The 19,256-nt window shown below is 70.9% G+C and carries 20 protein-coding genes and 1 tRNA gene; 10 read left to right on the top strand and 11 right to left on the bottom strand.

What is annotated here, in order from left to right; genetic code table 11:
• Positions 1-76: 76 nt before the first annotated feature.
• Together M0M48_RS21330 and M0M48_RS21335 are read right to left on the bottom strand one after the other, a co-directional pair.
• Positions 77-1,936, bottom strand: a complete 1,860-nt coding sequence (locus M0M48_RS21330; protein ID WP_257752665.1) for a glycoside hydrolase family 18 protein — start codon at positions 1,934-1,936, stop codon at positions 77-79.
• Positions 1,937-1,990: 54 nt separating this feature from the next.
• On the bottom strand, positions 1,991-3,340 hold the full coding sequence (locus tag M0M48_RS21335) for a threonine/serine exporter family protein (RefSeq protein WP_257752666.1): 1,350 nt from the start codon (positions 3,338-3,340) through the stop codon (positions 1,991-1,993).
• Between the two features lie 144 nt (positions 3,341-3,484).
• Between M0M48_RS21335 and M0M48_RS21340 the strand changes: the two genes are divergently transcribed.
• Positions 3,485-3,946: a hypothetical protein gene (locus tag M0M48_RS21340; RefSeq protein WP_257752667.1), complete on the top strand. Its 462-nt coding sequence runs from the start codon at positions 3,485-3,487 to the stop codon at positions 3,944-3,946.
• Here the strand turns inward: M0M48_RS21340 and M0M48_RS21345 are convergent.
• From M0M48_RS21345 to M0M48_RS21355, 3 genes are all read right to left on the bottom strand, one after another.
• Entirely contained in the window at positions 3,879-4,529 is a 651-nt protein-coding gene (locus tag M0M48_RS21345) for a hypothetical protein (protein WP_257752668.1), read from the bottom strand. The genes M0M48_RS21340 and M0M48_RS21345 overlap by 68 nt on opposite strands.
• A gap of 26 nt (positions 4,530-4,555) precedes the next feature.
• Positions 4,556-6,268 (bottom strand): hypothetical protein, encoded by a 1,713-nt coding sequence (locus M0M48_RS21350; protein WP_257752669.1) that lies wholly within the window; start codon positions 6,266-6,268, stop codon positions 4,556-4,558.
• A 197-nt stretch (positions 6,269-6,465) separates the two neighbouring features.
• Positions 6,466-6,555 (bottom strand) — tRNA-Ser (locus M0M48_RS21355).
• Positions 6,556-6,706: 151 nt separating this feature from the next.
• Here M0M48_RS21355 and M0M48_RS21360 point away from each other — a divergent pair.
• The 3 genes from M0M48_RS21360 (at position 6,707) to M0M48_RS21370 (ending at position 9,892) form a co-directional block, all read left to right on the top strand.
• Positions 6,707-7,918: a GAF domain-containing protein gene (locus tag M0M48_RS21360; protein WP_257752670.1), complete on the top strand. Its 1,212-nt coding sequence runs from the start codon at positions 6,707-6,709 to the stop codon at positions 7,916-7,918.
• An 85-nt stretch (positions 7,919-8,003) separates the two neighbouring features.
• Complete coding sequence (gene exaC, locus M0M48_RS21365) at positions 8,004-9,527, top strand: acetaldehyde dehydrogenase ExaC (RefSeq protein WP_257752671.1); 1,524 nt, start codon at positions 8,004-8,006, stop codon at positions 9,525-9,527.
• Positions 9,527-9,892: a DUF779 domain-containing protein gene (locus tag M0M48_RS21370; protein ID WP_215812601.1), complete on the top strand. Its 366-nt coding sequence runs from the start codon at positions 9,527-9,529 to the stop codon at positions 9,890-9,892. Before exaC ends, M0M48_RS21370 begins: the two co-directional genes overlap by 1 nt.
• On the opposite strand, the gene M0M48_RS21375 is transcribed toward M0M48_RS21370, so the two are convergent.
• The 3 genes from M0M48_RS21375 to M0M48_RS21385 are packed head-to-tail and all read right to left on the bottom strand — an operon-like array spanning position 9,843 to position 11,394.
• The gene (locus tag M0M48_RS21375; protein ID WP_257752672.1) at positions 9,843-10,430 is read right to left on the bottom strand and encodes a TIGR03086 family metal-binding protein; all 588 of its coding nucleotides are present in this window, start codon (positions 10,428-10,430) and stop codon (positions 9,843-9,845) included. The genes M0M48_RS21370 and M0M48_RS21375 overlap by 50 nt on opposite strands.
• Positions 10,431-10,459: 29 nt before the next feature.
• Positions 10,460-10,891 (bottom strand): nucleoside deaminase, encoded by a 432-nt coding sequence (locus tag M0M48_RS21380; protein ID WP_257752673.1) that lies wholly within the window; start codon positions 10,889-10,891, stop codon positions 10,460-10,462.
• A gap of 20 nt (positions 10,892-10,911) precedes the next feature.
• Positions 10,912-11,394, bottom strand: coding sequence for a tRNA adenosine deaminase-associated protein (locus M0M48_RS21385; protein WP_215812598.1), 483 nt, complete (start codon positions 11,392-11,394; stop codon positions 10,912-10,914).
• Positions 11,395-11,463: 69 nt separating this feature from the next.
• Between M0M48_RS21385 and upp the strand changes: the two genes are divergently transcribed.
• The 3 genes from upp (at position 11,464) to pntB (ending at position 15,196) form a co-directional block, all read left to right on the top strand.
• Positions 11,464-12,108: a uracil phosphoribosyltransferase gene (gene upp / locus M0M48_RS21390; RefSeq protein ID WP_257752674.1), complete on the top strand. Its 645-nt coding sequence runs from the start codon at positions 11,464-11,466 to the stop codon at positions 12,106-12,108.
• Positions 12,109-12,238: 130 nt separating this feature from the next.
• Positions 12,239-13,774, top strand: a complete 1,536-nt coding sequence (locus M0M48_RS21395) for a Re/Si-specific NAD(P)(+) transhydrogenase subunit alpha (protein ID WP_257752675.1) — start codon at positions 12,239-12,241, stop codon at positions 13,772-13,774.
• Between the two features lie 3 nt (positions 13,775-13,777).
• Positions 13,778-15,196, top strand: coding sequence for a Re/Si-specific NAD(P)(+) transhydrogenase subunit beta (gene pntB, locus M0M48_RS21400; protein ID WP_257752676.1), 1,419 nt, complete (start codon positions 13,778-13,780; stop codon positions 15,194-15,196).
• Positions 15,197-15,590: 394 nt separating this feature from the next.
• Here the strand turns inward: pntB and thpR are convergent, their stop codons facing one another.
• The 3 genes from thpR to mftR are packed head-to-tail and all read right to left on the bottom strand — an operon-like array spanning position 15,591 to position 17,549.
• Positions 15,591-16,142: an RNA 2',3'-cyclic phosphodiesterase gene (gene thpR, locus M0M48_RS21405; RefSeq protein ID WP_257752677.1), complete on the bottom strand. Its 552-nt coding sequence runs from the start codon at positions 16,140-16,142 to the stop codon at positions 15,591-15,593.
• Positions 16,143-16,155: 13 nt separating this feature from the next.
• A complete protein-coding gene (locus M0M48_RS21410) occupies positions 16,156-16,902 on the bottom strand; it encodes a VIT1/CCC1 transporter family protein (protein ID WP_215812593.1) in 747 nt (248 codons plus the stop codon).
• 41 nt (positions 16,903-16,943) lie between these two features.
• Entirely contained in the window at positions 16,944-17,549 is a 606-nt protein-coding gene (mftR, locus tag M0M48_RS21415; protein ID WP_257752678.1) for a mycofactocin system transcriptional regulator, read from the bottom strand.
• A 92-nt stretch (positions 17,550-17,641) separates the two neighbouring features.
• On the opposite strand from mftR, the gene mftA reads away from it, so the two are divergent.
• Genes mftA through mftC form a run of 3 tightly spaced genes read left to right on the top strand, consistent with a single transcriptional unit; the run spans position 17,642 to position 19,244 of the window.
• Complete coding sequence (gene mftA, locus M0M48_RS21420) at positions 17,642-17,731, top strand: mycofactocin precursor MftA (protein WP_075018440.1); 90 nt, start codon at positions 17,642-17,644, stop codon at positions 17,729-17,731.
• Complete coding sequence (mftB, locus tag M0M48_RS21425; protein WP_252372600.1) at positions 17,731-18,030, top strand: mycofactocin biosynthesis chaperone MftB; 300 nt, start codon at positions 17,731-17,733, stop codon at positions 18,028-18,030. The genes mftA and mftB overlap by 1 nt, the downstream gene beginning before the upstream one ends.
• On the top strand, positions 18,027-19,244 hold the full coding sequence (gene mftC, locus M0M48_RS21430) for a mycofactocin radical SAM maturase (protein WP_257752679.1): 1,218 nt from the start codon (positions 18,027-18,029) through the stop codon (positions 19,242-19,244). Before mftB ends, mftC begins: the two co-directional genes overlap by 4 nt.
• The last annotated feature ends 12 nt before the right edge of the window (positions 19,245-19,256 follow it).

Genomic DNA, 19,256 nt, shown 5'->3' on the forward strand with positions numbered 1-19,256 from the left:
CAAGGTCCGGACCAAAAGAAGATGGGCCCCCGCCGGAAGCGGGGGCCCAAAGGTGCGGACCTAGAGAGGTGCTCGGTCAGCGGCGCAGGAAGGTACGCCCGATCGCGTCGAGGAGCGGGTTGCTGCCGTCGGGCAGTGCGCCGTAGTTGAGCGTCCAGACGATCGTCCCGCCCGCTCCCCCGGCGGCGACGTAGTCCGCCTTGGCCGCGATGGACTCCTCGTCCTCGTAGGACAGGAAGCCCGCGGGGTTGCGCGGCGGCAGACCCGGCTCGGTGGGCGGCACGTAGCCGCCGCCCCCGTAGGTGCGGTACGTCGACGAGGCGTCGGCGTCGAAGCGCCGGGTGCCGTGGTCGAGGTAGCCCATCTCGACCAACCGCGTGTACGACAGCGCGACGTCGTTGGTCTCGTAGATCTCGTTGGTCTCGGTGGACTGGCGCGGTCCGGTCACGTTGGGGCCGAAGTAGATGCCGTAGAGGCCGATCCCCAGGCCGATCTTGTCGCGCGGCGCGCCGGTCGCGACGTACGCGTCGATGCTGCTGTCGATGCTGACCGGCGTGGCCGGCGACTCGTCGTCCAGCGCGCCGGAGAACCAGGAGCTCCAGCCGTCGCGGTTCCACGTCGTACCGATGCCGTAGGACATGAGGTTGTACTGGTCGACCAGCCACGTCATCTCCGCCTGCCAGGCGTCGACCTTGCCGCCGGGCTGCAGGTGGTTGGTGTTGACCGGGTAGCCGGGGAAGGTGATCAGGCCGGGCTGCGCGGCGTACCGCGGGCGGGTGGCCATCTCGGCCCGGACCTCGACGACGAGGGCGCTGAGCCGTCGGACCGCTTCATCGCGCGAGATCCGGACGCCGCACTCCCAGGCCTCGCCGCCGAGGCAGTTCTCCCAGTCGACGTCGACGCCGTCGTAGTCGTGCGCCACGAGGTAGTCGACGAGGTTGCGCACGAACACCGGGCGCACCGCATCGGTCGTCGAAGCCACGAACCCACGGCCGTCGAAGCCGTCGCCGCCGAGCATCAGCAGCGCCTTGGCGCCCGCCGCGTGCGCCCGGTCGACGAGGTAGTCCTCGACCGTCGTCCCCGGGTACGGCGACGCGGCCGGGTCGTGCGCGGAGCCGGCGCCAGGCACGACGGCTCCCGGGACACCGTCGAGCGAGCCGCCGCCGGGCGCGACCCGGCCGAACACGAAGTGCGACAGGTCGCTCATGTCGACCTCGTGGGGCGCGTACTCCTGGTCCCAGAACCAGCCCGCGTAGTAGCCGGTCACCCACGGCTTCGCGGACCGCGCAAGGAGCGCGACCGTGGTCGTCGCCGCGGACGCGCCCGTGGCCTGGACCCGGTAGGTCGTCGTCGCCTCGGGCGTGACCAGGAAGCTCGCCCGGCCGGTGCGGTTCTCGACCGCCGTGCCCAGCGTGTGCCAGTGACCGTCGGCCTCGCGCCGCTGGAAGACCACCGTGGCCCCCGGCCGCGCGGGTCGGCTGGTCGCGGTGAGCGGGACCCGGGTGTGCGCCGTGGTGGCGACGGGCGCGGACGCGGTCGTCGTACGGACGCCGGGGCGCACCCGCACGAGGACCGGACGCGAGGTGCGCTCGCCGACGCGGACCCGGAACCGGGTCTGCTCCGGCACGCGCACCCGCAGCACGAACCGCCCCACGCGGTTCGCCCTCACCTGCTGGTCGCGCACCCATCGCCCCGCCTGCTCCCGCTCGAGCTCGACGAGGGGGCGGGCGGACGTCGTACGGGTGCGGCCGCGGAGGATGACGACCGCCCCCGGTACGACGGGGCCCGCCGGGCCGGTGAGGTCCGGCGCCGGCGGGCGCTGTGCCGACGCCGTCATCGGCGTCCCCAGGACGAGCAGGAGGCTCGCGACCAGCGCGAGCACCCCGGTCGCGACCATGGGGACGCGGGGGCTAGGGAGAGCGAGACGGCGTGGCACGGGCTCCACAGTGGGGTGCCCGGTGACCCGGGTACCAGGGGCAACCGCCCCGGATCACCGGGACTCGGGGTCCCGGCGCCGACGGTTCCGTCGTACCCGGGTGACGCCGACCAGGCGCGGTCCGGCGAGCCGCGCCTCGACCCGTCGGGCCTCGCGCATGACCGGCTGGGCGACGTACTCGCCGAGGATGACGCCGGACGCGAGCGCGATGGCGATCGAGGCGGCGGTGACCATCGCGAGGAGGCCCTGGGCGGCTTGCTGGCCGCCCTCCTCGCCGAGCAGGAAGAGGCCGCGGTAGATCGACAGGCCGGGCAGCATCGGCACGACCGCCGACACCACGACCACCAGCGGCGGCACCCGGAACTGGCGGCCGACCGTGTAGCCGAACAGGCCGATCACGAACGCCGACAGCCCGACCGCCCAGGTGCGGCCGAAACCGGCCTCGCCCATGATCTCGGTCGCGGCGAGCGCCGTACCTCCGAGGAGGCCGACGGGCAGCAGGGTCCGCAGCGGCGCGTACGACGCGAACGCGAACGCCGCCGCCGCGATCGCCCCACCGACCCCGACCGCACTCACCCCCACGAGGTCGAAGCGCGGCAACGTCAGCCGCGGCACCTCCAACCCCACCGCCGCGCACAACGACAACCCGCCACTGACCCCCGCGATGATGCCCGCCGTGGCCAGCACCGCCTCGAGGATGCGGGCCCCACCGGTCACGAAGAAGCCCGACAGCGCATCCTGGATCGCCCCCATGAACCCGATGCCCGCCAGCAGCATGATGATGTTGGCCGTCACGACCAACGACGCGTTGAGGTGCAGCCACGGCTCGGCCAACCGCGTACCGAGCGCCGCCAGCACCGTCGCGACCACCCCACCCGCCACCTGCTGGTAGAAGAGCGGCAGCCGCCGCCGCGTCATCAGCAACTGGAGCCGGTCGATGCAGATCGCCGCCAGCATCGCCACCAGCACCACCACCAGGTTGCCGCCGAGCTGCAGCCCGACGCCCGCACACATCAGCCCCCACCCGAGCGTCGCCGCCCACCGCGGCCGCGCGTGCCCCGACGACACGATCTGCGCCAGCCGGTTGCGCGCCTCCTCGAGATCGACGTGCCCCGCGACGACGTCCCGAACCAGGTGATCGACCCGGGTCAGGTCCTCGTAGTCGATCTCCCGCTGCGTCACCTGCCGGATCTGCACCACCGGCGCCTCATCGGCCCCCTGCTGGACGCTCATCGCCAGCGACGTGAACGTCACGTCCACCTGGGTGTGCCGGATGCCGAGCGACCGGGCGACGGCGCGCATGGTGGCGACGACGTCCGGTGCGCCGGCGCCGGAGGAGAGCAGGACCTCGCCGACCTTGAGGCAGAGGTCGAGCGTGCGGTGGAGAGTCCGCAGGTCGTCCATGGGGACATGGTTTCAGGTCGGGGCGGAGGACCGTGCCTGCTGGGCCGTATCCGGTCCGGCCCAGCCAGCATCGGACAATTCGAGAAGGGCATTCTCTCTGTTAGTTCTAGCCGCATTTCTTCTGGATTCGACTAGCATTTTCTCGTGAGATCCGCGCGAAATGGAGTTCGTCGGGCACAGCAGACCCTGGCTGACGCAGCACGGCGCTCCTGGGGCGATATCCCGCGGCGCTCGCGCACGGTCGTGTTTGTCGCCGTCCTCGTGCGCCACCATGACGAGATCCTCGCGGTCAGGTCGCGCGGGGGGCGTCTCGTCGCGCCCGGCGAGTACCTATGCGGCGGCCAGCTGCCGATGGACGTCACGATGGTTCAGTTCGTCCGTCATACCGGCGTTCGACTCTCGAGCGCGCGCATCGAGACCCTCGTCTCAGATGCGTTCTACCGCGAAGTCGTCATCGGCGTCAGCGGCACCCTCTCCGACGCAGCGATTGCCGCCATCGGAAGCGATTCCAGAGCTCTATGGGTCGATCGTGACGAGCTCATCGCGATCGACCGCCACGCCGCCGCGGCGTTGAACGTTCCTCGGAGGTCGTGGCCGGCGGCCTGAGCTCGTCGTCTCTGGTCGCGCCCACGGGCACCGGCGACATGTACCGCGCCAACGGTCCGCGGGTCACGTCATCGGCAATCTCACGGGCGCAGATCGCAAGATCAGCCGGCGACAGATCGTCGGAGTACAGGATGATCGCGATCAACGCCGCGTACTCCTGTTCCTTCTGATCTGTCGTCGGGAGCACACTTCGCAGCGTGGACAGGAGCAACCTCACCCGTTGCGGGTAGAGGCTCCGACGCGCATCCGCGACACTCCGAAGGTTGCAGTCCCAAGCCAGGTCCCAAGCGACGTCGAGGAGATGCGGCGGAACGCTGAGACCGCTGAGCGCGACCTGCTCGGAGAAGGTCGCGGGGTCCAGCAAGGCATTGTCCTTGCTCACCGGGATGGAGCGCCGCACCGACTTCTCTTTGGCAACCGCGTCGTCATCCAGTGACCCGAGCTCGAAGATCTCGGCCACGCCGCTGACGTAGATGCCCGCGTCGACCGCAACCTGGGGCATCAGGAGCGGCGCCATGTCAGGAAAAGTCCAAGCTGCTGGGCCGCCGCCGTCGCGGGCGGCAGGATCCTCGTTCGCGGACATCCGACCAGCTCCTTCCTCGGTGCCCATCATGCACCCTGCCCCGTAGCGTGCGCCGGGCCTTCGAATATTCCGAGATCGCTGAGCGGGTTGCGTGAGACGAAGTGCCGATAGATCGCCACCCGCGAGAACCAGGAAATGCTGCCGGCGATCGCTACCCACGACATTCCGAGAATAAGAGCCAGCCATTGCCGGTACAGGGCGTGCTCGGAAATCTGATCGAACGGCACAGGATCGTGACTCCCGGAGAAGAGGAACAGAACCGACGCACCAATCGCGAAGCCCAGGGTGGCCAGGGGCAGCATCCGCGAGACTGCCGCATAACAGTGCGGGGTCGCCAGCCCGAGTCCTAGCCAGGCTGACAGCGCTGCCGGGACGCTCAGGAGAATCGCGACCACGTCGGTCGACTCGACCACCGCACCCTCCACGAGGCGCGCGGTCGCGGCCAGGAGAGTCACGGCAACCCCGCCCCACGCGACCAGGGTGGCGGCCGCCACCTGACCAGGGGGGCGTTCGAAGAAGCTCGCCACGTAGTGCGCAGTCGACAGCCGGGCGTTGATTCCCAGACGGGCGTCACGATGCCCCGAGACGTAGAGGTGCGAGAACCGCTGGCCATTCCGAGGCGTGAGCTTGCAGGGCACCTCGGTGCCGATCCAGTCACCCTTCGAGTCGATGAGGCGCTGAGCGGCGAGATAGGTCCCCTCGGGACCGAGCACCTCGAGGTGGTAGCTGCGCGCTCGGTTGCTCGATGCCAACGGGATGGAGATTCGCACGCTTCTCACCCCCAGCTGGGCCCGCACCCATTCGGAGAAGCGCTCTCGCCGACCCTGACCGTAGGACAGGATCGGCACGATCCGGCGCTCGATCACGATCCGAACCAGCCGGCTACCAGCGAGGTCGTACTGGTGAGTTGCCCAGACAGGGTCGATCATCACGACGAGCGGCCGGGTACTGATCATCGCTTCGAGAAAGCCGCAGATGAGGTCGACCTTCTTGGCGTTCGCCTGAGTCTTGTGCGACTGAATCTCGGTGGTGATCATCTGGCACAGATTCGTCGCTTCGGCTCGGTCATCCTCGCGATAGTCGGTCAAGCAGAGGAACCGGAGAATGTCCGCCTGCTGAAGAGCAATGGCGTGATGCACGATCGGGTCGAGGGTCTGAAGAAGCGTCCTGATCGCCATCCACGAGTGCGCGACGGTAGCCGCGTGCGAGAGAGGGGAGAGGGGACGCCCCTCGGGTCCTGACACGCCCAGGTAGTTGGTGAGCGTCGACTTCACCACCAGGTCGATCGGCACTGCCACCTGCGCCGCGCTCAGCTTCTTCGGGATGGCGATCAGCTGATCTCTGGACTGGCTGTAGGCACGCGACGTCGGATTGATCCGGTCGGACGCCCGGACGGTGTACCGATAGGGGTCGAGCGCCATCTGCAGGTAATAGGCAGCGGCGTCCGCAGACATCTCATCGCCCTCGACACGCATCCGCCGGACGAGACTCAGGGCGGGCGCAGACGGGACGGTCGGGCTCGGATGCCGAGGCGTGCGGCGCGTGTGGTCCCACAGCGTGAGGACCAGATAGGTGCCGCCCGCGAACCCGTTGACGGCTACGCCCACCACCAGGAGCGGCGCCGAAAGGTTGACCAGCGTGGTCCATGCCAGGACGGCAGCCGTGACGAGGCCGGTGCCGACCAGAAGCCAGAGGCGTATACCGAGGACACTCCGAGGAGACTTCGAACGACCGGACACGTCACCTTCCTCAGCAGTCGGGCCGACGGGCACGACGCGCCGGCAGCCCCGACAGAATGCCCCCGTTCAACCAGAATTGCCAGGAAAACTTCCAGACCAGACCCACGGCTGCACGCTCCATGGGCCGCCCACGGCACTGACGTCGGGAACGAGAAAGGGCCCCGAGCGCTAGTGACTCGGGGCCCTTCTCATGGTGCTGGCGGTGGCGGAGGGATTTGAACCCTCGGTGGGCTTGCACCCACAAACGCTTTCGAGGCGTTCTCCTTAGGCCGCTCGGACACGCCACCGCGGGGAACCTTACCGGAGCGCCGCGCCACGCCCGAAATCGACCTCGCGATCCCTCCGGAGGGGCCGATGCAACGTCCATGCAACGTACGACGAGCAGAGTCGCGGGGAGAGACCCTGGTCACATGGGGGACGACGTTGTCTACTGAAGTCATGAGTCCGGACGCCGCGCGGCCGCACATGCGGGCCGAGGTGGCGGCGTCGTGGGAGCGCTCGGCGGCGGCCGGGGTGGAGGTCGGGCAGGGGGATGCGCCGATCACGCTGGAGACGCCGGACCTGCGGGGGCGGCGCGAGGCGCATCCGCTGGCGCGCGTGTTCCCGTTGCTGGACGACGTCCTGGGGCGCGAGGTGCGCGACTGCGGGGCGGTGATGGCGCTGGCGGACGCCGAGGGGACCCTCCTGTGGGTCTGCGGGACGCCGGAGACCCTGCGGCAGGCGGAGCGGATCGGGTTCGTCGAGGGCAGCAACTGGGACGAGCGGCTGGTCGGGACCAATGCGCCGGGGTTGGCGCTGGCGACCGGGCGTGAGGCGCTGGTGACGCGCGAGGAGCACTTCCGGTCGGCGGTGCGGTCGTGGAGCTGTGCGGCGACGCCGATCCACGATCCGCTGACCAGCCGGTTGCTGGGGGTGCTGGACGTGACGGGCGGGGATGCGCTCGTCGTACCGCAGACGATGGCGATGGTGCGGGCCGCGGCGCGGCTGGCCGAGGCCGAGCTGGCCCGGCAGGCACCGCCGCCGCCCGCCCCCACCGACGCCCGTACGACGGGCGTGCGCCTCCTCCTCGAGCTGCTCGGCCACGACGAGGCCCTCGTCACCGTGGACGACGGCCGCGCGCGCCTCTCCCGGATCCGGCTCAGCCGCCGGCACAGCGAGATCGTCGCCCTGCTCGCGGCCACGCCCGGCGGCCTGACCGGCGACGAGCTCGCCGTCCTGCTCTACGAGGAGGACGGCGGCACCTCCACCCTGCGCGCCGAGCTCAACCGGCTGCGCGGGCTGCTCGGCGACGAGCTGCTCGCCTCGCGTCCGTACCGGCTCACCGCTCCGGTCACCGGCGACTGGCTGGCGGTCGAGGCGCAGCTCGCGGCGGGCGACCTCCGCGCCGCCATGCAGGGGTACGGCGGCCCGGTGCTGCCCCGCTCGACCGCACCCGGCATCGTCGCCCTGCGCGAACGCCTCGCCGCCTCGGTGCGCCAGGCGCTGCTGCGCTCGGGCACGCCCGAGCTGATGTCGGCCTGGACCCGCTCGGGGTGGGGCCGCGACGACTACGAGATGTGGCTGGCCCAGCGGTCCGCCGTACCGGCGACGTCGCCGATGCGCGCGCTGGTCGAGGGTCAGCTGGCCCGGCTCGACGCCGAGCTCGGCTGACGCAACGCACCCGCAACGTTCCCGCTCCTAGCGTCGTGACCGCCGTCACAACGACGGCGTTCCGACGACACACTGGAGCACGCACATGACCGTCTACGCAGCACCCGGCCAGCCCGACTCGCTGGTCACCGTCGCGCCCCGCTACGGCCACTTCATCGGCGGCCAGTGGGTCGACCCGATCCAGGGCGACTACTTCGAGAACATCTCGCCGGTCAACGGCAAGCCGTTCACCGAGATCGCCCGCGGCACGGCCGAGGACGTCGAGGCGGCGCTCGACGCGGCGCACGCGGCGGCGCCGGCGTGGGGACGGACCTCGACGACCGAGCGGTCCAACATCCTGCTCAAGATCGCCGACGTGATGGAGGCGAACCTGACCGCCATCGCCGTCGCGGAGACCTGGGAGAACGGCAAGCCGGTACGCGAGACGCTCGCCGCCGACATCCCGCTCGCGATCGACCACTTCCGCTACTTCGCGGGCGCGCTGCGGGCCCAGGAAGGCTCCATCGGTGAGATCGACGAGAACACGATCGCCTACCACTTCCACGAGCCGCTGGGCGTGGTCGGCCAGATCATCCCGTGGAACTTCCCGATCCTGATGGCGGTCTGGAAGCTCGCGCCCGCCCTGGCCGCCGGCAACGCCGTCGTCCTCAAGCCGGCCGAGCAGACGCCCTGGTCGATCCTCAAGCTGGTCGAGCTCGTCGGGGACCTGCTGCCGGCCGGTGTGCTCAACATCGTCAACGGCTTCGGCGTCGAGGCGGGCAAGCCACTGGCGTCGTCGCCGCGCGTGGCCAAGGTGGCGTTCACCGGCGAGACCACGACCGGGCGCCTGATCATGCAGTACGCCAGCCAGAACATCATCCCGGTGACGCTGGAGCTCGGCGGCAAGAGCCCGAACATCTTCTTCGAGTCCGTCGCCAGCGACCGCGACGCCTTCTACGACAAGTCGCTCGAGGGCTTCGCGATGTTCGCGCTCAACCAGGGCGAGGTCTGCACCTGCCCGAGCCGCGCGCTGGTGCAGCGCAGCATCTACTCCGACTTCGTGCACGACGCGGTCAAGCGGGTCGAGGCGATCAAGCAGGGCAACCCGCTCGACGACACCACGATGATCGGCGCGCAGGCGTCCAACGACCAGCTCGAGAAGATCCTGTCGTACATCGAGATCGGCAAGGAGGAGGGCGCGAAGATCCTCACCGGCGGCGAGCGCGCGATCCTCGACGGCGACCTCGCCGGCGGGTACTACGTGACGCCGACCGTCTTCGAGGGCGACAACTCGATGCGGATCTTCCAGGAGGAGATCTTCGGCCCGGTCGTCTCGCTCACCGGCTTCGACGACGAGGCGGACGCCCTCAAGATCGCCAACGACACGCTCTACGGGCTCGGTGCCGGCGTCTGGTCGCGCGACGGGGCGCAGGCGTTCCGCGCCGGCAAGGCGATCCAGGCGGGCCGGGTGTGGACGAACAACTACCACGCCTACCCGGCGCACGCGGCGTTCGGCGGCTACAAGCAGTCGGGCATCGGCCGCGAGAACCACAAGATGATGCTCGACCACTACCAGCAGACCAAGAACCTGCTGGTCTCGTACAGCCCGGACGCGCTCGGCTTCTTCTGATGGAGCGCGTCGCGGTCACCGGTGAGGCGGCGGAGCTCCTCCGCCGCCTCACCGAGGCGCACGGTCCGGTCATGTTCCACCAGTCCGGCGGGTGCTGCGACGGGTCGGCGCCGATGTGCTACCCCGACGGCGAGTTCCTGCTGGGCGACGCCGATGTCCACCTCGGCGACCTCGACGTCGGCCTGGACCGGCCGGTGCCGGTGTGGATGTCGCGCGCCCAGCACGAGTACTGGTCGCACACCCACCTCACCATCGACGTCGTGCCCGGCCGGGGCGCGGGCTTCTCGCTGGAGGCGCCCTACGGCGTCCGGTTCCTCATCCGCTCGCGCCTGCTGACCGACCGAGAAGTCCGAGCAGACGGGTGAGGGCCGGCGCCCCGTCCGGCACCGGTACGACGGGCCCGAACGCCGGTGCGCGCATCGCCACCGCCTCGGGGGTCGAGAACGGCTCGGCGAACGCCAGGCACACCGCCACGTCCTCCTCCCGTACGACGAACGGCCGGCCGAGCGCCGTCGCCAGGTCCCACCCGTGGACGACCACCTCGTCCAGCGCGACCGCGGCGGCCTCGGGCGCCGGCATGAGGAACGGCCCCGCCTGGGTCTCCCCCTCATAGGCCGCCGGCACCGACCAGGCCGCGGCGAGGTCGGCCAGGTCCGTGTCGATCCGCGTGCGCCAGCCCGGCTCGAGCCGGGAGGCGTCGCCGCTGCCGCCCTCCTCGGAGCCCGGCACGGGCTGCTTGCGGGCCGCGCCGGCGAAGGCGATCGCCAGCCCGCCGACGTGCTCGACGAGGTCGCCGACGGTGTAGTCGGGGCAGGGCGTGGGGGCGCCGAGCTGGTCGTCGGTGACCGAGGCGACCAGGTCGCGCAGGGTCGCCGTGGCCGGGACGAAGTCGATGAGGTCCATGACATCCTGACCGCCGCCGGGCGGCCGACTCATCGGTGCTCGGCGAAGAACCCGTCGAGCAGCGCGACCGACTCTGCCTCGAGCACCCCGGCGACCACCTCAGGGCGGTGGTTGAGCCGGCGGTCCCGCACGACGTCCCAGAGGGAGCCGACGGCGCCGGCCTTGTCGTCGTACGCGCCGAAGACGACGCGGTCGACCCGGGACAGCACGGCGGCCCCGGCGCACATCGTGCACGGCTCCAGGGTCACGACCAGGGTGCAGCCGGTCAGCCGCCACTCCTCCCGGGCGCGCGCGGCCTCGCGCAGCGCGACCACCTCGGCGTGCCCGGTCGGGTCGGCGTCCCGCTCGCGGACGTTGCGGCCGGTCCCGACCACCGCACCGGACGCATCGAGCACGACCGCGCCGATCGGTACGTCGCCCGTCGCGAGCGCCGCCGACGCCTCGGCCAGGGCCGCCCGCATCGGCGCCTCCCAGGCGCGCCTCACGCCGAGGTGAGGCCGACGACGTCGTCGAAGAGGTCGCCGAAGCCGAGGCCGCGGGCGATCTCGGAGAGCATCTCGTCGGGGTAGAGCTCGTCGTCGTCGAGGATCGCCGCCAGGTCCATCGCGTCGACCCCGAGGTCGCTGAGGAGCTCGAGGTCCCCGGCCGGCTCGGGATCGTCGTCGTCATCGACCACGGGCAGCCCGAGGTGCTCGACCACGATCGCGGCCAGCTCCCACTCGGTCGCCGCGGTGATGTCGGAGAGCATCACCCGGGTGCGCGCCCCGGCGACGCGGACCACGACGAAGAAGTCCTCGTCGACGGCGACCATGCCGACCGCACCTCCGTCACCGGGGAACCGGCGCAGCGCCGAGGCGAGCCCGTCGACGTCCGTGGCGTGGTCGGGGGTCAGCTCGGCGACCCGCCAGACGCCTTCCTCGCGGTAGGCGGCCAGCGCGAAGTCGACGGCGTCGCTTGCGGGCATGTCCTCAGCGTGACACGGGATCGGGCACAGGACCAGAGGATTTCGGCGGGGCACTACTAGGCTCACGCCATGCGCACCATCGTCGTGGACCACCCGCTCGTCGCCCACAAGCTGACCGTGCTCCGGGACAAGGACACCGACTCCCCCACGTTCCGCTCGCTGGCCGACGAGCTGGTGACCCTGCTCGCCTACGAGGCGACCCGGGACGTGCGGGTCGAGCCGACCCGGATCGAGACGCCGGTGGCGCCGACGACGGGGATCCGGCTGGCGACGCCGCGCCCGCTCGTCGTACCGATCCTGCGGGCGGGGCTCGGCATGCTCGACGGCATGATGCGGCTGCTCCCGACCGCCGAGGTCGGCTTCCTGGGCATGGTGCGCAACGAGGAGACTCTCGAGGCGACGACGTACGCCGAGCGGCTGCCCGAGGACCTGTCCGGGCGCCAGTGCTACGTCGTCGACCCGATGCTCGCGACGGGCGGCACGCTCGCCGCGGCGATCCGGTTCCTCGTCGACCGGGGTGCCGACCACATCACCGCGGTCACCCTGCTCGCCGCGCCCGAGGGCTGCGCGCGCCTGGAGCAGGAGCTGGCCGACCTCGAGATCCCGGTGACCGTGGTCACCGCGGCCATGGACGAGAAGCTGAACGAGAAGGGCTACATCGTCCCGGGCCTCGGCGACGCCGGCGACCGCCTCTACGGCATCGCGGCGGGCTGAGAAGCCACACCAGTCCCGCTGGGCGCAACGGTCGCGCCCTAGATGTACGTCACACGTAAGACGCCCCCCGTAAGAGGGTGCCCTCTGTGTAGGTTGACTCGCGTTTATCCACAGAAGGGCTGGAGGCTTGATGCTCATCGGCATCCCGCGCGAGTCGAAACCGGGCGAATCCCTGGTTGCGGCGACCGCCAAGACCGTATCCCAACTGACCAACCTCGGCTACGACGTGATCGTCGAGTCGGGCGCCGGCGACCACGCCGACCAGCCCGACACCGCGTTCACCGAGGCCGGAGTGCGGGTCGGTACGACGCAGGAGGTGTGGGCCGCTGACGTCGTCGTCAAGGTCAACGCCCCCACGGACGAGGAGATCGGCCGCCTCAAGCAGGGTGCGACGATCATCTCGATGATGGCGCCGGGCCGCAGCCCGGAGCTGATCGACAAGCTCCAGGCGCAGGGCGTGACCGGCCTCGCGATGGACGCGGTCCCGCGGATCAGCCGCGCGCAGTCGATGGACGTGCTGTCCTCGATGGCCAACGTCGCGGGCTACCGCGCCGTCGTCGAGTCGGCCCACGAGTTCGGCCGGATGTTCACCGGCCAGGTCACCGCCGCGGGCAAGATCCCGCCGGCCCGCGTCTTCGTCGTCGGCGCCGGTGTCGCCGGCCTCGCCGCGATCGGTGCGGCGTCCGCGATGGGCGCCATCGTGCGCGCGTTCGACGTACGCCCCGAGGTCGCCGAGCAGGTCGAGTCGATGGGCGCGCAGTTCGTCCACGTCGACATGGAGCAGGAGGTCTCCTCCGACGGCTACGCCAAGGAGATGTCCGAGGCCCAGGTCGCCGCGACCGCCGCGATGTACGACGAGGAGGCGCGCGCCGCCGACATCGTCATCACCACCGCGCTGATCCCGGGCCGCCCCGCGCCGTCCCTGATCACCGCCGAGACCGTCGCCGGCATGCGCAACGGCTCGGTCATCGTCGACATGGCCGCCGCCAACGGCGGCAACGCCGCCGGCACGGTCACCGACCAGAAGGTCGTCACCGACAACGGCGTCACGATCCTGGGCTACACCGACCTCGCCGGCCGCCTGGCCGCGCAGACGTCGCAGCTCTACGGCACCAACATCGTCAACCTGCTCAAGCTGCTGACCCCGGAGAAGGACGGCAACCTGACGTTGGACTTCGACGACGTCGTGCAGCGCGGCATCACCGTCGTACGGGATGGCGAGTCGACCTGGCCGCCGCCGGCCGTGCAGGTCTCGGCGGCCCCGGCCGCCGCGCCCGCCGCGGCGGCTCCGGTCAAGGAGACCAAGCCCCCGATGTCGGCCGGCGCCAAGGTCGGCCTCGTGCTCGGCGCCATCGGCCTGTTCTGGCTGGTCAACGCGCTGGCGCCGACCGACGAGCTGCGCCGGCACTTCACCGTGCTGATGCTGTCGATCGTGATCGGCTACTACGTGATCGGCAAGGTTGCGCACGCCCTGCACACCCCGCTGATGTCGGTCACCAACGCCATCTCGGGTGTCGTGGTCGTGGGCGCGCTGCTGCAGGTGCCCAGCAACGACAACCTCGTGCTGGGTCTCTCGCTGGTGGCGATCCTGCTCGCCTCGATCAACGTCTTCGGTGGGTTCGCGGTCACGCGCCGCATGCTCTCGATGTTCAGCAAGGGAGCCTGATCCATGGACATCACCTCGATCACCGGAGCGGCGTACATCGTCGCCGCCCTGCTGTTCATCCTGTCGCTGGCGGGCCTGTCCAAGCACGAGTCGGCCAAGAACGGCCTGACGTTCGGCATCGTCGGCATGGCGGTCGCCCTCGTGGCGACCATCGCGCTCGTCATCGACGCGAGCGAGTTCATCGACAACCGCGCGCTGGTCATCGTCCTGATGCTCGCCGCGGTCGCCATCGGCGCGGCCATCGGCCTGTGGCGCGCCAAGATCGTCGAGATGACCGGCATGCCCGAGCTCATCGCGCTGCTGCACTCGTTCGTGGGTCTGGCCGCCGTCGCGATCGGCTGGAACGGCCACATCCTCGGCTCGCACGAGCCGCTCCCGAGCCTGGTCAACATCCACGAGGCCGAGGTCGCGATCGGCATCTTCATCGGTGCGGTCACCTTCACCGGATCGATCGTCGCCAACCTCAAGCTCTCGGCGAAGATGAAGTCCGCCCCGCTCATGCTGCCGGGCAAGAACTTCATCAACATCGGCTCGCTCGTGCTGTTCGCGATCCTGACGATCGTCTACGTGAGCCTCGACGAGGGCACCGGCCAGGACATCATCCTGGTCGTCCTCACCGTCCTCGCCCTGGCCCTCGGCTGGCACCTCGTCGCCTCCATCGGCGGCGGCGACATGCCGGTCGTGGTCTCGATGCTCAACTCGTACTCCGGTTGGGCCGCGGCCGCCTCGGGCTTCTTGCTCGGCAACGACCTGCTCATCGTCACCGGTGCGCTCGTCGGCTCCTCCGGTGCCTACCTGTCGTACATCATGTGCAAGGCGATGAACCGCTCGTTCATCTCCGTCATCGCCGGCGGCTTCGGCATCGAGGCCGGCCCCGCCGAGGACAAGGACTACGGCGAGCACCGCGAGATCCAGGCCGACGCCGCCGCCGAGCTCCTCGCCAACGCCTCGTCGGTCGTCATCACGCCCGGCTACGGCATGGCCGTCGCGCAGGCGCAGTACCCCGTCGCGGACCTCACCGCCAAGCTTCGCGCCAAGGGTGTCGACGTACGCTTCGGCATCCACCCCGTCGCGGGTCGCCTCCCCGGCCACATGAACGTGCTGCTGGCCGAGGCCAAGGTGCCCTACGACATCGTGCTCGAGATGGACGAGATCAACGACGACTTCCCCGAGACGGACGTCGTCCTGGTCATCGGCGCGAACGACACCGTCAACCCGTCCGCCGCCGAGGACCCCAGCTCCCCGATCGCGGGCATGCCGGTCCTCGAGGTCTGGAACGCCAAGGACGTCATCGTCTTCAAGCGCTCCATGGCCGCCGGCTACGCCGGTGTCCAGAACCCGCTGTTCTTCCGCGAGAACAGCCAGATGCTGTTCGGCGACGCGAAGGACCGGGTCGAGGACATCGTCCGCGCGCTGGACTGACCCAGCCCGCACCCACGCACAACAAGCCAGGGGCCCGGATCCACCAGGATCCGGGCCCCTGGCCGTCTGCGGGCGGAGGCGCCGAAGGCGCCGGAGGTGGCGGCCGCACCGCGGCGGCGCGGGCGGAGCCCGTGCCGTTGTCGCGCCGCCCAGCCGCCGTCAGGGCCCCGCAGTCAAGGACGCCCGAAGGGCGCCGCGAAGCGGACCGAGCGGCGAGGGTCCTTGACGCCGGGAGACGGCCGGCTAAGCGCGGCCGCCACCGCAACCCAGCTCACCGGCCACCCTGCGACCTCGCCCCAGGAAACCTGCACCCTCAGAGGGCCAACCCTGCTACTTCGCCCGCCGGAACGTGCCACTTCGCGGGGCAACCCCGCGACTTCGGCGGGGGCGGGTGTCAGAGCTGGATCTCGGCGAGGGTCTCGTACCGAGGCGTACGGCGAGCCCCCTCGCCCAGGTGCGACGCGACGACCGCGACGGCCCCCACCGACCACTCCGGACCCTCGTAGGTCTCCAGCAGCCGCACCCAGCTGGTCAGCTCGGTCGGCCGTCCGCCGGTCCGGGCGACGGTGACGTGGGGGCGGAAGCGCTGGCCGTCGACCTCGATGCCCGAGATGACGGCGGCGTTGCGCGCCCGTACGGCGAGCTGGGCGAAGGGGGCCGTGCCGGTGACCCCGGTGGCGAGGATACGGCCCTCGGCGACGTTCGGGAACACGACGGCGCCCGCGAGCTGTGCCGGTGCCGGGGTGATGTCGTCGAGGGACTCGGCGAGGCGGTCGACGTAGTCGTCGACGCGGGGCTCGGGGACGGAGGCCATGAAGGCGAGGGTGAGGTGGAGCTGCTCGGCGCGGGTCCAGCGGAAGTCGGCGGCGGCGCGGCGGGGCTCGAGGAAGGCGTCGAGGTGGTCGACGGCGTCCGGGGTGGGGATGACGGCGGTGAAGATGCGCATAGGTCGAGGAACCCTAGACCTGGGTGCCGACCAGCTGGCCGATGCCGTGGGTGACGAGCATGGCGAGCAGGCCGCCGAGGACGTTGCGGGCGACGGCGCGGCCCGGGGAGCCGTAGCCGAAGCGGGCGCTGGCCCAGCCGGTCACCGCGAGGGCGAGGACGACGGCGCCGACGGTGACGCCGACCCGCAGGTCGTCGCTGACGAACAGGATCGTGAGCAGCGGGAGCAGGGCGCCGAGGGTGAAGGAGAGCATCGACGCGAGCGCGGCCATCCAGGGGTTGGTGAGGTCGTCGGGGTCGATGCCGAGCTCGACCTCGGCGTGCGCGGCGAGGGCGTCCTTGGCGGTGAGCTGCTTGGCCACCTCGAGGGCGAGGTCGGGCTCGAGGCCCTTGTCGACGTAGAGCCCGGCGAGCTCGGCGAGCTCGTCCTCGGGGTCCTCGCGCAGCTCGCGCTTCTCCTTGGCCAGGAGCGCCTCCTCGGAGTCGCGCTGGGTGCTGACCGAGACGTACTCGCCGGCGGCCATGCTCATCGCGCCGGCGGCGAGCCCGGCGACGCCGGCGATGAGGATCGCGGACCGGTCGGTGGTCGCGCCGGCCACGCCGAGCACGATGCCGGCGGTCGACACGATGCCGTCGTTGGCGCCGAGGACGCCGGCGCGCAGCCAGTTGAGCCGGTTGTTGAAGCCCTGCTCGTGGGGTTCGTCCTCGTGGGGGCCGAGCTCCTCCCCCTCAGGACCGGTCTCGGTCGTCGCGCCGCTCACCCGCCCATGATCCCCTGCGGGAGGCCCTCTCCGCGACCGCCTTAACCGGGTACGACGCCCAGGTGGTCGCGCAGCGCGGCCATCGAGCGGTCGAGCAGGTCCTCCAGCTCGGCGTCCTCGTCCCCCAGCCACGCCTCGTAAGCCGTCATGGCGAGCGCGAGCGAGACGTGCGCGACGAGCTGGGGACGCAGGTCTCCCGGCGCCTCGCCGGTGCGCTCGGCGACGTAGTCGGCGATGACCGCGCGCCAGTCGGCGTAGCGCAGCACCGAGTGCGCCTCGAGCTCGGGCGTGGTGAGGATCAGGCGCATCCGGTCGCGGTGGCTGGGCCGGGCGTCGCCGGGGAACCGGTTGAACGCGATGACGGCGCGGTGCACCGCCTCGTGCAGCGGCAGGTCGTGCGGCTGGGCGGCGAGCAGCTCGCGGAACCCGGCGAGGGTGAGGTCGAAGCGGCCCCAGGGGATGTCGTTCTTGGACTCGAAGTACCGGAACAGCGTGCGCCGGCCGACGCCGGTCGCCCGGGCGATGTCGTCGAGCGTGGTCGAGGCGAAGCCGCGCTCGGTGAAGAGCGTGAAGGCGGCCTGCTCGATCGCGGCGTGACTGGTCGCGACGGGGCGGCCCCGTGCGGACGTCCGCGCTGCTTCGACCATGGCGCCGCAAGTTAGCACGGCGCGAGCCTTCCTTTTTGACCACGAGTGCCATTAGTGTGTCCGGCACCACAGGTCAACCAAGGAGGTGTGCCATGAACCCCGAGAACGAGCACCAGGACGAGCTCGTCGCCGAGGACCTCATCGAGGAGGTCTCGATCGACGGCATGTGCGGCGTCTACTGATGGACGCCCTGCTGGGAGAGCCGTGGACGCTCTCGCCGTCGGTCGCGCTGCGCCCCGAGCCCTTCGGCGCGCTCGCCTACCACTTCGGCAACCGCAAGCTGACGTTCCTCAAGCGACCCGAGCTGGTCGCGGTGGTCCGCGGTCTCGCCGCGGCCCCCGACGTACGGACCGCCCTGGAGAACGCGGGCGTCCCGGCCTCCCAGCACGCCACCTATGCGGCCGCCCTGCGCGGGCTGGCCGCGACCGACATGATCCGCCCGCGCCCCGTCGGCGCGATCGCCGAGGAGAAGAGCGCATGACCCTCGCCCCCGAGCGGCCCCAGACCGGCACCCTGGTCCAGCAGTTCGAGTACGGCCTCGACGCCCCGATCTGCCTCACCTGGGAGCTCACCTACGCCTGCAACCTGGAGTGCGCGCACTGCCTGTCGAGCAGCGGCCGGCGCGACCCGCGCGAGCTGTCCACCGAGCAGTGCAAGGCCGTCATCGACGAGCTCCAGCGGATGCAGGTCTTCTACGTCAACATCGGCGGCGGCGAGCCGACGATCCGCCCGGACTTCTGGGAGCTCCTGGAGTACGCCGTCGACCACCAGGTCGGCGTGAAGTTCTCCACCAACGGCGTCCGGATCACCCCCGAGCGCGCCCGCTTCCTGGCCAGCACCGACTACGTCGACGTGCAGATCTCCCTCGACGGCGCGACCGCCGAGGTCAACGACTACGTGCGCGGCCCGGGCTCCTACGACACCGCCCTGCGCGCCCTGCAGAACCTGCAGGACGCCGGCTTCCAGGACGCCAAGATCAGCGTCGTCTGCACCCGCCAGAACATCGGCCAGCTCGACGAGTTCAAGGCCCTCGCCGACCAGTACGGCGCCACCCTGCGCCTGACCCGGCTGCGCCCCAGCGGCCGCGGCGCCGACGTCTGGGACGAGCTGCACCCCCTCCCCGAGCAGCAGCGCGAGCTCTACGACTGGCTGATGGCGCACACCGCCGACGGCGAGCAGGTGCTGACCGGCGACTCGTTCTTCCACCTCGCGGCGTTCGGCGAGTCCCTGCCGGGCCTCAACCTGTGCGGCGCGGGGCGCGTGGTCTGCCTGATCGACCCGGTCGGCGACGTCTACGCCTGCCCGTTCGCGATCCACGACAACTTCCTGGCCGGCAACCTGATCGAGGGCGGCTTCCAGCAGGTCTGGCAGACCTCGCCGCTGTTCCAGGAGCTGCGCTCCCCCCAGACCGGCGGGGCGTGCGCGAAGTGCCAGTTCTACGACTCGTGCCGCGGCGGCTGCATGGCCGCGAAGTTCTTCACCGGGCTCCCGCTCGACGGCCCCGACCCCGAGTGCGTCCAGGGGTACGGCGAGCAGGCGCTCGCCGGCGACCGGGTGATCCCGCCCGCGAGCCAGGACCACTCCAAGACCAACCCCACGCGCAACCAGCCGGTGATGCTCACGCTGCTCACCCGCCCGCCGGTCTCCGACTGCGCGGAGAGCCCGCTCGCCGGCTTCGTCCCCGACCAGACCTGAGGAATCCCGCAC

Source organism: Pimelobacter simplex, assembly GCF_024662235.1.
Classification (GTDB): domain Bacteria; phylum Actinomycetota; class Actinomycetes; order Propionibacteriales; family Nocardioidaceae; genus Nocardioides.